Source organism: Rhizobium sp. BK529 (assembly GCF_014194105.1).
In the GTDB taxonomy this organism is placed as follows: Bacteria; Pseudomonadota; Alphaproteobacteria; order Rhizobiales; family Rhizobiaceae; genus Rhizobium.
In genome coordinates this window covers 43,791-57,536 of record NZ_JACIAU010000008.1, presented here as the reverse complement: position 1 = coordinate 57,536, position 13,746 = coordinate 43,791, and the positions used below count along the sequence as shown (strand labels likewise).

Here is a 13,746-nt window from a genome sequence, read left to right as displayed (position 1 = left end):
GGTCCTGCCCTCACAAACAGGCTAGGTCGCAAGGTTGGCCGCAGGCATTTCCAGCGACAGAGAGAGCCCTTCACTCGTCCAGTTCTTTTCGATCAAGCCGTTAAGGCCGCGCAAGGCCGCCTTTTCGAGCGTGGTTCCGAATCCTTCACGGTTGGAGGCGTCCAATGGCGGAGAGCCCCGCTCGTCCCACGTTATGCGGAACGTGTCGCCAACCCTTGACGTGGCGATCGCCAGACTGCCATCGGGCGCGGACAGAGCGCCGTATTTGGCGGCGTTCGTGGTGAGTTCATGAAGAAGAAGCGCAAGCGAGGTGAGTGCATTGCCCATGATCGGCGCATCGGAGCCGGTGACAGCGATTTCGGGGCCTTGCTCATGTTCGTGAGGCGCGACGATCGCGCGGATGAGGGCCTGTACTGTCGTTGCCGCGCCGGTTTCGTCAATGCCGCTTGCCAGATTGGGCAGTATCAGTTCATGGGCGCGCGCCAGTGCGTGCATGCGCGCTCTGAGGTCGGTTTCCAGCTCGGCAACAGTGCGGGCGGGCCGCGCGCTCAATGAGATCAGCCCAGCGGTCATGCTGAAGAGGTTCTTGATGCGGTGATTGATCTCACGAAGCAGGACGTCCTTGTGTTCGGCCGCCTGCTTGAGCGCTGCGGCCTGCGCCGTGAGTTCATCCCTCTGCGCCTCGAGCTGTTGCCTTTGGCGGTAAAGTTCGAAGAATACCTCGACCTTGCTGCGCAGGATATCCGGCTCGATCGGCTTCTGGATGAAATCAACGGCGCCAGCTTCGTAGCCACGGAAGCGCCGTTGGCCGTCAGACGTTCCGGCTGTGACGAAGATGATCGGGATGCGCCGCGTGCGCTCATTGCCGCGCATCAGTTCCGCCAGCTCGAAGCCATCAAGACCTGGCATCTGCACGTCGACAAGCGCCAAGGCGACATCGTTCTGCAGCAGAAGCTCGAGTGCTTCGTCACCGGAGCGGGCTTTCAAAAGAAGGAGGTCATCCCGCCGCAGCAGTGCCTCCAGGGAGAGAAGATTTTCTTCCAGATCGTCGACCAGAAGAAAGGGAACAGGCCCCATGATTTGCCTCAAACCTCGTTTAGATATTTTGCAAGCGCCTCGAGTGACATGATACGAGCGCTCGGACACATTTGAATGGCCGCTTCGGGCATCGTGGGTGCGAAGGCCGTGCCCGGGTCTTGAACAAGCGTTATCCCATCGGCCTCAGCGACGGCCTGCAAACCTTTGGCACCATCATGATTGGCACCGGTGAGTACGATCGCGATCAAGGCTGGCCCATATGCGTCGGCGGCACTTTCAAACAGCACGTCGATCGACGGGCGGGAAAAAAGGACGGGCTCGTCGCTGGAGAGTGAAACGCTTTTATCGAGCTCGACGAGCAGATGATAGTCCGGCGGCGCGAAATAGATCGTCCCCGCAGCAAGCGGCGCCTTGTCTTCAGCCTCTTCCACGTGAAGCTGGCACTTGGCCCGGAACACCTCAGCTAAGACGCTGCGTTTGTCCGGCGGCACATGGACCACCACGAGGATCGGCAGCCGGAAGTTCCTGGGCAGGGCGGGAAGAATGACCGACAGGGCCTCAAGCGCGCCCGCCGATGCACCGATCACGACGGCTTCGGGTTCGATCGCCATCATCCGACCCGCCTCTGATAGATCCTCTCCTCGCGCACGAAGTCGCTGAAGGCTCCGGCATGGCGCGAGAACCGCAGGCTCTCCTTGGCACCCAGTCCGAGAAATCCTTTTCGGGCGAGCGAATCCTTGAATAGCCCCAGCGCGCGATCCTGCAGCGCTCGGTCAAAATAGATCAGCACGTTGCGGCAGGAAATCAAATGCATTTCCGCAAAGACGGCATCCGTGACGAGGCTGTGGTCCGAAAAGACAACGTTTCGCCGCAGCGTCTTGTCGAATAGCACCCTGCCATAAGCCGCCTGATAATAGTCGGAGAGCGAAGACTTGCCGCCGGATTTCCGATGGTTTTCGGTAAACAGCCGCACCCGGTCCAAAGCGTATACACCGGCTTCCGCAGCGCCCAGGGCTTCCTGGTTGATGTCTGTTGCATAAAAGAGGGTGCGCGCTTCGAGCCCCTCCTCCCGAAAAAGGATGACCAGGGAATAGAGTTCTTCGCCGCTGCTGCAGCCGGCGACCCAGATCTTCAGCGACGGATAGGTCCGCAGGTGCGGCACGACCGTCTCGCGGATAGCTTTGAAGTAGCTCGGGTCGCGGAACATTTCACTGACCTGGACGGTCAGGAAGCTCAACAGTCGTGGCAGCAGCGAGGGGTCGTGCAAAAGACCCTCCTGCAGCGCCGAGAAGGATGCAAAGCCCATTTGCAGGCGCGCTTGCTTGAGGCGACGCTTGATCGATGCCATCGCATAATTGCGAAAGTCGTAGTGGTATTTGAGGAACAAAGCTTCCAGAAGGAGCCGGATCTCGATGTCCTCGCTTTTTTCCGAAGGCCCGTCCGTCATTTCGGAATCCAGACCCGAACGAGCGACAGAAGCTTCTCGACGTCGAGGGGCTTTGCCATGTAGTCGTTGGCACCAGCCTCGATGCAGCGCTGCTGGTCATCCGGCATGGCCTTGGCGGTCAGTGTGATGATCGGTAGCTTCCTCCATTCGGGGTTCTTGCGAATTTGACGCGTGGCCGTCAGGCCGTCCATGACGGGCATCATCACATCCATCAACACCAGGTCGATCGCGAACCGCGGGTCGATCATCGCTTTCTCCAGGGCATCCAGCGCCTCCCGGCCATTGCGGGCAATCTCGATGATTGCGCCCCGCGGCTCAAGGATATTGGTAAGCGCGTAGACATTGCGCACGTCATCCTCGACGACGAGAATACGGCGCCCTTCGAGAAGCGCGTCGCGATGTTGCGCCCTGCGGATCATCTTCTGCTGCTCGGCCGGGAGTTCCGAAATCACCTGATGCAGGAAGAGGCTCACCTCGTCGAGAAGGCGCTCGGGAGACTTTGCCCCCTTGATGATGATCGATTTGGAGTAACGGCGCAGCTTTTGCTCGTCGTCCGCCGACAATTCCCTGCCGGTATAGACGATCACTGGGGGAAAGGCGTAGGCGCTCTCCTGGCTCAACGTCTCGAGAAGCGAGTAGCCGGATGCATCCGGCAGCGAGAGATCGAGGACCATGCAGTCAAAGGTCTCTTGTCGCAGACGTTCAAGGCACTCTGCCGCCGTGCTCGCGGTGACCGTCTCGACGTCCTGCGTCCCCAGCAGTTTAGCAACCGCGTCGCGCTGTACCGAATCGTCCTCTACGATCAGAACCCGATTGACGCGCTGAGAAAGCCTTGCGTCCAGCTTTTGGAGGACATCAACGAGTTCGTCGCGATTGACCGGTTTGACGGCATACCCGACGGCGCCAAGCGAATAGGCAGTTTCCGCATGATCGCCTGCCGATACGATATGAATAGGAATGTGACGGGTCTTGACGTCGTGCTTGAGGCGATCGAGGACCGAAAGCCCTGACTGGTCAGGCAGGCCGACATCGAGGATGATCGCATTCGGCATGAACTCCTTGGCCAATCGCAACGCCTCATCAGCCGTTCCCGCGATCAGCGCATGAAAGCCCATCTCACGTGACAGATCGCGCACGATCGAGGCGAACATCTCGTCATCTTCGATGATCAGCAGGACGCGCTTTGCGTCGGTCAGTGCAGCACGATCGTCCGCGATCTTGTGCACGGGGCCCGGCGCCGAAACACGGATTTGCTCCGGCATTGCGACCGGTGGCACGACGAGTGCGCCGGGCTTCAGGTCCTCCGGCACGATCTTTGCCGGGTCGTAGGCTTGGGGGATGGTGACGGTAAAGGTACTGCCCTGCCCCGGCTGGCTCGCAAGACCGATGGTGCCGCCCAGCAGGCGCACAAGCTGCCGGCAGATCGAGAGACCGAGGCCAGTGCCACCATACTTGCGGCTGATGGTGCTATCGGCCTGGTGGAAGGCATCGAAGACGTGGCGCTGCTGTTCGCTCGCTATGCCAATGCCGGTATCGCTCACGGAGAAGGCGACATGTCCGGCATCGGCGCTGCGGATCGACAGCGTGATCAGGCCGGCATCGGTGAACTTGACGGCGTTCGACAGGAGGTTCTTCAGCACCTGTTCAAGCCGCTGCGGATCCGTTTCGATGACCGCAGGGCAGTCCGGCGCGATCTCGATGGCAAAGTCCAGTTTCTTATGGGCCGTCAGCGGATGGAAAACCTGGCGAAGATTGCTCGCCAAGCGCTCGACCGTCATCATTTCGGGCCGAATCTCCACGTGACCGGCTTCGATCTTCGAAAGATCGAGAATGTCGTTGATGAGATTCAACAGGTCATTGCCGGAGGACTGGATGGTCTTTGCATATTTGACCTGCTCTTCGGTGAGGTTGTCTTCCGGATTGTCTGCGAGAAGCTTGGCAAGGATGAGCGACGAATTGAGCGGGGTACGCAGCTCGTGCGACATGTTGGCGAGGAAATCCGACTTGTACTGGCTTGCCTGCTCCAGTTCCCGCGCCTTGAGGCTGACGGCGGCATTGGCCTGCTCGAGATCGTCACGCTGCTTTTCCAGTTGCTGGGCTTGTTCTTCGAGCTGTGTATTGGTCTGTTCGAGCTCGACCTGCTGCTGCTCGAGGCGTGCCTGGGACTCCTTCAAAGCCCGGCTCTGTTCCTCCAATTCTTCATTCGAGACCCTGAGTTCCTCGCTCTGGGTCTGCAATTCCTCGGATTGTCGCTGGGTCTCTTCCAGCAGGTTCTGGAGTTCGCTGCGATAGGTCGCCGATCGAACGGCGACGGCAACGGCTTCCGATGCCCGCTCCAGAAGAACGATCACCCTCTCGTCGACGGGGCGCAGGAAACCGAGTTCGATCACCGAGTTGACGGCGCCGTCGACGCTACCGGGTAGAATGACCAGATGTCTCGGCTTGTCCGCACCGAACGCCGAACCGAAGGCGAGATAGCCGTCCGGCACCTCATCGATCACTATCGACCTGTCTTGCGCAGCTGCCTGCCCGAGCAGGCCTTCTCTTGGCCTAAACTCGATCGGGATGCTCCCATTGTCGCGAACTCCGTAAACGGCGGCCCGTCGGTAATTATAGCCATCACTGGTAAAAATGGCGCCTGCGACAGCGCCAGCGTAAGCGGCCAGAAAGTCCAGGATGCTGTTGCCGAGCTGCTCCAGAGTTTGATCCCCCATCATGGCGCTCGCCAGTCCGACCTGGCCCGACTGGAGCCACTCGTCCCGGCGTCGGGCAAGCGTGGCCCTGCGCACCAGATAGCCGATCGTCATCGTGAGCAGGAGCCCGAGAGCCCCGGAGAGTAGCGTGCTGACGAGCGCCGTGCGTTGGGCGCCATTCATTTCGCTAAGCCGCTGGATTCTGGTTTCTCCCTCGCTTGCCGTCATAGCGGCGACTTGCGCACGGATTGCATCCATCTCGATCTTGCCGCTATCGGAGTTGACGATGGCGAGTGCCGCTTCGAGGCCGGCGTTGCGGCGTAGATCGATCGATCTGGCGAGCTCTCCCAGCTTGGCTTCGACATGTTGCTGAAGCGTCGTCAACCTTTCGCTCTGGCCGGGATTACCGCTGGTGAGGCCCCTGATTTTGTCCAACTGCGGCCTGATCGCACGAAGCGCGGTATTGTAAGGAGCGAGATAGCTTTCGTCGTTCGTTAGCAGGAAACCGCGCTGCCCTGTCTCGGCGTCCTGAAGTTGCGAGAGCAGTTCATCGAGCGCGACGATCGCGACGTGGGTCTGGACTATTCTCGCGTTGCCCTCTTCCAGGGCCTGGAGATTGAAATAGGCCATGAACCCGCTGACCAGGAAAAAAAGGAATGCGCCGACAAGTCCAAGGGCGATAGGCGGATCAAGTCCCAGCATTCGTGTGGAAATACCGGACGGTTGGGATTGCATCGTGACTGTTCTCGTGGGCATTGACGGCGGGATAAATCGGGACATGAGATAACGCTGTCGATCGACGCGCCATCTCGCTTGACCGTCACAATTTGGGAGGCAATCCCGAAAGTGGTAGACCCAATCTGAACAATTTTGCGCTGCGCGCCTTCTTTATCACAGTGGCGCTTCGTCAGGAGAGTGAGCAGTAAACCGATCGGCGGCACGAAAGTGCGAGCGCTGGTCGTGTGCATACAAGCCTGCAGGATCCTGCCCCGACTTTTAAGGGGCGCCGACGAAACTGGCCGAAGTCTCAGGAGCTTCCGAATCTGAGCGTGTGTCGCTTCATGCGCAACCCGGGTTGGCCGACATCATGTCGTCAGCCAATGAACAGCTGTCATGCTCAGCCCGATCAAGTCTGGCGAGCAGTCCGCCAAATCTGTCATCGAGATCCTGCGGAATGGAGAAGGCCGCAAGCCGATGCAGCTGGCGCGCCGCCTCGGGATGACGTGAAAACTGCGGGACCGTTCTTTTGAGGTTGTCCTGTTCCATCGACCTAGAACTCGCTAGCCAAACCAATGTTCCGTCTCGGCCGGCCGTCAAGAGGAGTGGGATGCGGCGGATTGAAAACGCCGCAGCACGTGGCTGACCAGCCTCCTTGGCGCTTTCGAACAAAAGAACGCCAATTGCGTTAATCGCGCAAAGGAGTTGTCCATGCGCGTGATCATCGAGAGCCGTTTCGGGTTTATGCCGGGAGAGTATCCTGATTCGGCGAGCCTGGACAGAGCTCAGGAGTGCGTCGATGAATTCCTCCTTTTCGTCAAGGCGAACGATATCGGCAGTGACATTATCGACGAGATCGAACTACCGGTTCCCAAGGGGTTCCTGATCGGTGCGTTCTCCATCGTCATCGCCGCAGAACGGCGGCCCGATGTCAGAAACCTGCTGATCAAAGCGGGTGTCTCGCTTGCCCAATACCGGCCAGGCCTTGGCCCTCGCATCCGAATAAGGCCGGGTTCGCCCCGGTGGCGCCCAGAGCCGTCCATGGCGAAGGGGGCCGCTCTTCGTCTGGAACGCACCTTGGACAGTGTTGCTTGGGAGCGCGTCCAGCTCGCCGAGGCCTATCTTGGCGTGATCCGTCGCTCTCTCAACTAGCTCGCTCGCCGAGAACGCTGTGTCAGAAACCTGCCAAGCCAGAGCCGGTGCTAATCAAAGGATCATCGTCTACAAGTCGATGGTCCTGGTCAAAAAGCCGTGTTCTGCCGGCAGCCACAGCGCAAGGCCGCAGGTCGGCCGCGCGTCCAGGAGCATCGGCAACGCCGACAGGGCCTTCCTCGAAAGCCGAGAGCCTCGACGCGGTGACACGACGTCAGCGGGGCGCTTCTTGGTGAAGCAAAATTCAGGCCCTGATCCCCTTTTTCGACATAGAGATCGGCTGGCATGGACATCGCAGGAGATAACGCAAGGCTCCTTGTCTATCGCTTTTCCTCGCTCACGCCACTTCCCCTCTGCCGATGGGTTTAGGAACACGGGGCGCATTCGAAACGTTGAGTGAAAACGATCTCGACGGAGCCTCCATGCCAGCCACCACACACGATCTTGAGCCCCGAAAAGGCAGCCCGAGCCCACGGATAGACGAGGAGGAATTCAAGCATCGCTTCCTCAATCAATTTCGCGATCCTTCCTTCACGCCGCTTTCCGAGGAATTGCGAAAGATTGCAGATGCTGCGTGGGATGCCTATGCGAACTCGCGAAAAAGCCCAAAGACACAAAAAGCCGGAGCGGGATTTGCCGATCCCCACTACGATCTTTCAGTCGACTGGATCCGGACGTGGAGGGCTATCGGACGAGCGCAGGCTCGTCACGATGATGCTGGGGCGCCAAGGCGCGTTCTATTGATCAATGGGTCGTCGCGCAGCGAACATACCTGTCCTGGCGAGGTTTCGAAAAGTTTCCGGATGGTGGAGATGGCGCAACAGATCTTCATGGAAGCTCATGTGGAAACGGAATCGCTGGACTTAAGCAGAGTAGCCTCCGAATACGGGCGGCAGATCCACCCGTGCAAGTCCTGTTTTTCGACGTCTGCAGCCCTCTGTCACTGGCCTTGCTCCTGTTATCCGAACTACTCCCTCGGGCAGATTCACGACTGGATGAACGAGATCTATCCAATGTGGGTGGCAGCCCATGGCGTCATGATCGTGACGCCCGTAAACTGGTACCAGACCTCATCACCATTAAAGCTGATGATCGACCGGCTCGTCTGCGCGGACGGCGGCAACCCCGATCCAACCAGCACCCACGGCAAGCATGCGAAGGAAGCAAAGGAGATCGAGATGCGCGGGTGGGATTACCCTCGTCATTTGAAGGGGCGCTTGTTTTCTGTGATCGTGCACGGCGATACCGAAGGTGCCGAGAGCGTACGACGGGGCATTTCCGATTGGTTGCAATCGATGGGGCTCGTTTCGGCCGGGCCTCTCGCAGAGATCGACCGCTATATCGGCTACTGGGAGCCCTATGCGACGAGCCATGAATCCTTCGACAAAGACGAAGGAATGAAAGAGGAGGTCCGCAACGCCGCAAGAACCCTTCTCGAGGCAATGTTCGCCGCAAAACACGGACAACAGCTCACCGCCCGCTCAACCCTTACCCAGCCACGTCAAAAGTAGAACGTAGGCGGAGATCCGCGTTACCGACGGAAAAATCAGCCTGTCCCCCGGCGATCCCGATGTCGGTCACAGCCGCTCTATATCCATCCGCTGTCAAAGGCCTTTCATTGATGGCATTTATACCGATTGTGTCCGGCGGCAGCTTTGGTGGGTCGGAAACCTCCGTCATGACGCTCAGTTCGACACGAACGTGTTCTCGGCTCGCGGGCCTGAACCGGTGGCCGAGGCAACAACCTGGCGCGTTGGCGCAACACAGGCTCTGCGCGGGCCATCGAAGGGCTGGTAACTGTTATCCTCTGCCCGATAGGACTGGTAGCGGGCCGCGCACCACGCTTTGGCGGCGCTGTCGGCGGGTCCGGATTCGTGCTGTTGCGGACTCGCTCCGGCCGTCCTCAGAGGAGCCGAATACGGCGAGGTGCATGTTTTTGTCTGCCCGCTGTAAGCTCGATAGCTGTTGGTAGCGGGATCGAAAGACCGATAATGGTTGGAGCACCAGTCCACGTGCTCTGGCGACATCGTCGCTATCGGTGTTGCCTCCGGTTCGTGCGGGGCAGGCGCCTCGGCCCGCGAGGCAACCGCCAGTTTCGGCGCGTCGGTGACATAGCTGGAATAGACAGCTGGAATGCGTTCGTAATGTTGGCTGGCGACGTCTACCCGCACCGGTTTCGTCGTCCAGATATCCGGTCGCGAGAGGCTTTCGAACGTGTGAGGCCCGGGATCGGCCAGCACGACTGAGGCGACCGAGCCGGCGGCAACGCACAGGCCAATGGAACTCGCGATACCAAACGCCAGTGAAGCGATGGCCTTCATGATCAAAATCCTGCTTATTTGGAAAGAGACGGACGCGGCAGCGTGCCGCGTCCCAGGGGCAAGGTCAGTTGATGACCTGAATAACCTTGCGGGACGACGGCTCGACGATGACGCGCTCGTCGTTCACGATCGCATAGGAATATTTCGGGTTCTCCGGAACCGGCGTCACGACCACCGTTTCGGGAAGCGGCTGGCCAACCACGACCTTCTCCCTGACGACGACGGGGGTCGCGGGCGCCGGGGCCTGCTGGACATAGGTAACGACCTTCTGCGGCGGCGGATCGATTGCCGTGCCGACGATCGCGCCGGTTACGCCGCCGACAGCTGCACCGACCGGACCGCCGACGATCGCGCCGGTAATGGCGCCGCCTGCAGCTCCGTTGACCGTCGACGACTGAGCAAAAGCCGCGCCCGACATAAGTGTCGCGGAGACAGCCGCGCCGATCATGATCTTGTGAAACATCATATCCTCCTTTGACTGATGCGGCCATGGGACCGCAGGCCAAGAACGAGCGATCGCGCAGTCGGTTCCGGGAATAGGACTTTGGTCCGTGGTAGCTATCTTGCAGGCGGGCCGGGCGAACCAACGACCAAGCTGCTGGGTGGGCCACGCGGAGATTGTTGTCCGAGCAACACTGACGGCGGCCGTCGCGCGATAGGTCCACCTTCCATGCGTGCAAGCCCTGTTCGCGCCCCCCGCGCCAGGCTTGAAGCCGGCGCCAGTTGGCAGGAAGGGTTTGAGTTCGCCCATCATCACAGATGGTGCCGGCGCGCCATGATAGCGGTTGCGGCAGCTATCATCGGCGATGAGCCTTCGACGCCCATTTGAGCCAACAGGCGGTACGCTTCGAGAGCTGGTTTGCCAAGAAGCGTTAACCTGCCGGAACAATCCGATCCGATCGAGGTTGGTAGGCATCCGAACAGCCAGAAAATGCGAGGAAGACCATGCCGGAAGACATCTCCAAATCCGCACAGGATCCATTGAACGTGCAAGCCAGGACCTCGCGAGGGAATGACGGACCAGGTTCAGACCAGTCGGCGCCAAAGTTCAGCGATCTCAAAGCGAAGGTTTCCGAAGATTTGACGCAGGCCAGCGATGCCGTTGGAGAAACCACTGCGACGGTTATCGACAAGGTCCAGGAGACCGCCGTCGAACAGAAAAACTTCGCTGCACGCCAGATCGAGGGCGTCGCCGCTGCGCTTGAAAAAGTCGGCAATGAGCTGGAAAGCGGTGATCAACGCGATGTCGGGCGTCTAGCCAAGCGGATCGGTCGCGACGTCCAAGCGATCGCAAGCAATATGCAAGGGCGCGATCTCGGCGAGATTGCCGGCATGGCCGAAGATTTCGGCCGAAGGGAACCTGTGGCCTTCCTGGGGGCCGCAGCTTTGGCGGGTCTTGTGGCAAGTCGATTTTTGACCGCATCGGCCAAACGTTCGAAGACGCCCACGGCGTCCGGACAACCCGGGAGAAGCAACAATGGCTAAACCCAACGAAAATACACCTTTATCAGAATTGATCGGAGGGCTTCTTTCCGACGTAACGGGATTGCTGCGGAAGGAAATCGACCTTGCAAAGACCGAGGCCTCAGAAAAACTCAATAGGGCCTTGGGTGGGATCGAGACCCTGGTAATCGGGATCGTGCTCGCTATCGGCGCTGTGGGCGTGCTTCTTAGCGCTCTGGTCAGCGGGCTTTCAGCTGTCCTTGCTCGAAACGGTATGAGTGAGCCCACTGCGAGCGCGCTCGCGGCCGTGATCGTCGGGCTCGTTATTGGTGTGATTGCCTGGCTTCTCGTCTCGAGAGGCATTTCCGCGGTGCGAGACACGCAGCTGACGCTTGATCGCACAGCAGCGTCGCTTCGGCGCGATACTGATATCGTGAAGGAGAAAGTGTAATGGCGCATTCTTCCGAAAAATCCTCAGCCGAGCTGCAGCGCGAAATCGACAGGGATCGCGAAAGGATCGGAGCACGCATCGATGCGATCCAGGAGCGCATGTCGCCCGGACAGCTTGTGGATGAGGTCATTGCATACGCCAAAGGCAGCGGCGGTGCGGATTATCTCACCAATCTTGGAAAGGCGGTCAAAGCCAATCCATTGCCTGTCGCACTGATGGGCGTCAGCTTGGCATGGCTCGTTGCCAAGCAGGGCACATCGACGCGGACGCCAGGCGCCGACGACAGCGAGGTCAGGCCGCTTTATCCTGCCCGCGGGACGATCAAGCGCATCGGACCGCCCGAGGAGATCGGCGGTGTTCGCTACAGCCATTTCACCGATGAGTCCGGCGAACGGTTCAAGGCCCTTACCGACGAGACGGGTCGGCGAGCCGGCGATTTCCTCGACGCAAGCGGCAAAGCCTATCGCGGCTTTTCGGATGCTGCCGGCGAGCGAATTTCTGCCATTCGGGATGAGGCGGGCTCCGTTCTGGATGCGTCGTTGGGCTGGGCTTCCGATACCTGGAGCAGCGTCAAAGGAACGGTCGGCGGCGCAGCGGAGACGGTCGGTCAAGTTGCAGGCTCTGTATCCAACACCGCATCGTCAACGGGAACGGTTCTGAAAGAACAGTCAAGCCGGCTGAACAACGCAATCCTGTCTCATTTCCGTGATCAGCCGCTTGTCGGCGGTGCTCTTGCTTTTGCGGTTGGTGCGGCGATCGGAGCCGCACTGCCGCATTCACAGCACGAAGACGAGCTGCTCGGCGAAGCCTCGGACGCTGTCAAGGCGAACGCTGCCTCAAGGGCTGGCGACGTCGTGAATCAGAGCATGGATGTTGCCTCCGACATGCTGGACAAGGCCGTATCGGTGACAGCCGACGTGCACGATGCCGCCAAGGAGCGCATCGATAAAGAAATTGATGCCCTGAAGAACAGAGACGCTGCCGGCTAGGCGTCGTCTCGGATGCAGCAAAAGCACGCTCTCGTGATCGACTGTCACGGGAGCAGGTGGCGCTCCTCATTGCGGGTGCTTGACGTCCCCATGGGTTCGCAATTGCCTTTGGGCGCTTCGGCCGGCAAGGCGGAAGCACAGAGTCTGCGCGTGACGCCCGTCGCCGGAAAATCGATTCGCGAGGGGAACCTTGCCGGTCAGTGACGGTTGGAAGGGCGGCCATCGCGGCATGGTTGCGTAGGCGATCTTACTGGAGGCAATGATGGAGCGAATAGTCTATGCGGTCATCCTGGCGGGCCTCGCCGGCGTTGCCTACGCACACCAAGCGCCGTCTGGTTTCCAGTATGCTGCTTTCTGTTGCAACGGCGACGGCGAATCTGGCGATTGCCAGCCAATCCCGTCGCAGGATGTCAAGATCGACGGTGCCAACTATGAAATTGCGCTCAAGCCAGGAGATCATCGGCTGGCAACGCACGGGCACCTGTTCTCCGTTCCGCAATCGAAAGCAATGATGTCGATGGACGGCTTCTATCACCTATGCCTCTTTCCCAACGAAGACGTGGTGCGCTGCTTTTACGCTCCTCAGATGAACTTCTGAGAGCGATTGCCGTCGCTGACACCCTAACCGCAAAATGCTGGCCGGATGCCGAATCGCCTGGTGGGTGTCGTTCCGCATTGAACCGGCGGCGGTAGTTCGAGCATATGCCTGTCGTGAGCGGACTTGCCGAAACCGATGCCGCCGCCATCATGGCTATGCGAGTAGCAATCTCGCCCCGCAGCTTGATCGGCCGTCCGCCGCCGGAATATTATTCCATTTCCAGGGTCGGCTCGTGGCTTCAGCCATGACGGTCGATCTTCGTAGCAGATAGCCAAGGTCATTCACTCGATCGTCATGATCATGTGACAGTCGGACGGTTCATGCAATCTTCGGAGGGGAAAATGATGGATCTTTGGACAGAAAGCCGGGGACCGGTCAGGGCGACGCAACGCGATGTTCAAAAGGCCGGCGCGATCAACGCGCTGCTCGTGCATCCGATCGACGTCTTGCCGCGCCAGCCAGGCGACCCAATCCGTCCTTTCGCGCTGGGAATCTTCAATGAGATGCGCCCGCTTCTCAAGCCCGAAGTCGGGCTGACAAAGTTGAGGCGCGCGACCGCAGTTTATGTGAGGCTGAAACGGTATTACTTTGCGAGCGCCCAGCCAGGCGCCATGCGCCACGATTTGGCCGGCGCGCCGGTTGAGCCGGTTTCCGATAAGGACCGGCTGGAAGCGCAACGACGTTTTCTGGAGATGAAACAGTCGCTCACCGCGGACGCGCCGCCAGCCACAGTGCCTGAACGGCCGGAAGGCGCGCGCGAACCGACCAAGAATGAACTGATACGGGCCGCGCTTCTCAAGCGGCGTTCGGCGGCGGCAACATGAGCGTCTTTCAGCGCGAAGGGTCGTTGCTGGCAATGTCAAAGGTTCACCGAATCCAGCTCGACGGAAGAGTGGC

13 protein-coding genes are annotated in these 13,746 nt (G+C 59.7%); 7 read left to right on the top strand and 6 right to left on the bottom strand.

Annotation, left to right across the window (positions count from 1 at the left end; genetic code table 11):
* Window positions 1-21 precede the first annotated feature (21 nt).
* The 4 genes from FHX08_RS30805 to FHX08_RS30790 are packed head-to-tail and all read right to left on the bottom strand — an operon-like array spanning window position 22 to window position 5,913.
* Complete coding sequence (locus FHX08_RS30805) at window positions 22-1,077, bottom strand: response regulator (protein WP_184328166.1); 1,056 nt, start codon at window positions 1,075-1,077, stop codon at window positions 22-24.
* 8 nt (window positions 1,078-1,085) lie between these two features.
* Window positions 1,086-1,652, bottom strand: coding sequence for a chemotaxis protein CheB (locus FHX08_RS30800; protein WP_184328165.1), 567 nt, complete (start codon window positions 1,650-1,652; stop codon window positions 1,086-1,088).
* Window positions 1,649-2,485, bottom strand: a complete 837-nt coding sequence (locus FHX08_RS30795) for a protein-glutamate O-methyltransferase CheR (RefSeq protein WP_184328164.1) — start codon at window positions 2,483-2,485, stop codon at window positions 1,649-1,651. Before FHX08_RS30795 ends, FHX08_RS30800 begins: the two co-directional genes overlap by 4 nt.
* Entirely contained in the window at window positions 2,482-5,913 is a 3,432-nt protein-coding gene (locus FHX08_RS30790) for a response regulator (protein ID WP_184328163.1), read from the bottom strand. Before FHX08_RS30790 ends, FHX08_RS30795 begins: the two co-directional genes overlap by 4 nt.
* Window positions 5,914-6,606: 693 nt before the next feature.
* On the opposite strand from FHX08_RS30790, the gene FHX08_RS30785 reads away from it, so the two are divergent.
* Complete coding sequence (locus FHX08_RS30785) at window positions 6,607-7,047, top strand: hypothetical protein (protein WP_184328162.1); 441 nt, start codon at window positions 6,607-6,609, stop codon at window positions 7,045-7,047.
* 422 nt (window positions 7,048-7,469) lie between these two features.
* A complete protein-coding gene (locus FHX08_RS30780; protein WP_184328161.1) occupies window positions 7,470-8,558 on the top strand; it encodes a flavodoxin family protein in 1,089 nt (362 codons plus the stop codon).
* Between the two features lie 174 nt (window positions 8,559-8,732).
* On the opposite strand, the gene FHX08_RS30775 is transcribed toward FHX08_RS30780, so the two are convergent.
* Together FHX08_RS30775 and FHX08_RS30770 are read right to left on the bottom strand one after the other, a co-directional pair.
* On the bottom strand, window positions 8,733-9,368 hold the full coding sequence (locus FHX08_RS30775; protein WP_184328160.1) for a BA14K family protein: 636 nt from the start codon (window positions 9,366-9,368) through the stop codon (window positions 8,733-8,735).
* 64 nt (window positions 9,369-9,432) lie between these two features.
* Window positions 9,433-9,831 (bottom strand): DUF1236 domain-containing protein, encoded by a 399-nt coding sequence (locus FHX08_RS30770; RefSeq protein WP_132658304.1) that lies wholly within the window; start codon window positions 9,829-9,831, stop codon window positions 9,433-9,435.
* Window positions 9,832-10,313: 482 nt separating this feature from the next.
* Here FHX08_RS30770 and FHX08_RS30765 point away from each other — a divergent pair, with 482 nt between their 5' ends.
* From FHX08_RS30765 to FHX08_RS30745, 5 genes are all read left to right on the top strand, one after another.
* Window positions 10,314-10,853, top strand: coding sequence for a nutrient deprivation-induced protein (locus tag FHX08_RS30765; RefSeq protein WP_132658152.1), 540 nt, complete (start codon window positions 10,314-10,316; stop codon window positions 10,851-10,853).
* Complete coding sequence (locus FHX08_RS30760) at window positions 10,846-11,262, top strand: phage holin family protein (RefSeq protein ID WP_132658150.1); 417 nt, start codon at window positions 10,846-10,848, stop codon at window positions 11,260-11,262. Before FHX08_RS30765 ends, FHX08_RS30760 begins: the two co-directional genes overlap by 8 nt.
* A complete protein-coding gene (locus tag FHX08_RS30755; protein WP_132658148.1) occupies window positions 11,262-12,251 on the top strand; it encodes a DUF3618 domain-containing protein in 990 nt (329 codons plus the stop codon). The genes FHX08_RS30760 and FHX08_RS30755 overlap by 1 nt, the downstream gene beginning before the upstream one ends.
* 259 nt (window positions 12,252-12,510) lie before the next feature.
* Entirely contained in the window at window positions 12,511-12,849 is a 339-nt protein-coding gene (locus FHX08_RS30750; protein ID WP_409527430.1) for a hypothetical protein, read from the top strand.
* A 344-nt stretch (window positions 12,850-13,193) separates the two neighbouring features.
* A complete protein-coding gene (locus FHX08_RS30745) occupies window positions 13,194-13,673 on the top strand; it encodes a ProQ/FINO family protein (protein WP_132658300.1) in 480 nt (159 codons plus the stop codon).
* The last annotated feature ends 73 nt before the right edge of the window (window positions 13,674-13,746 follow it).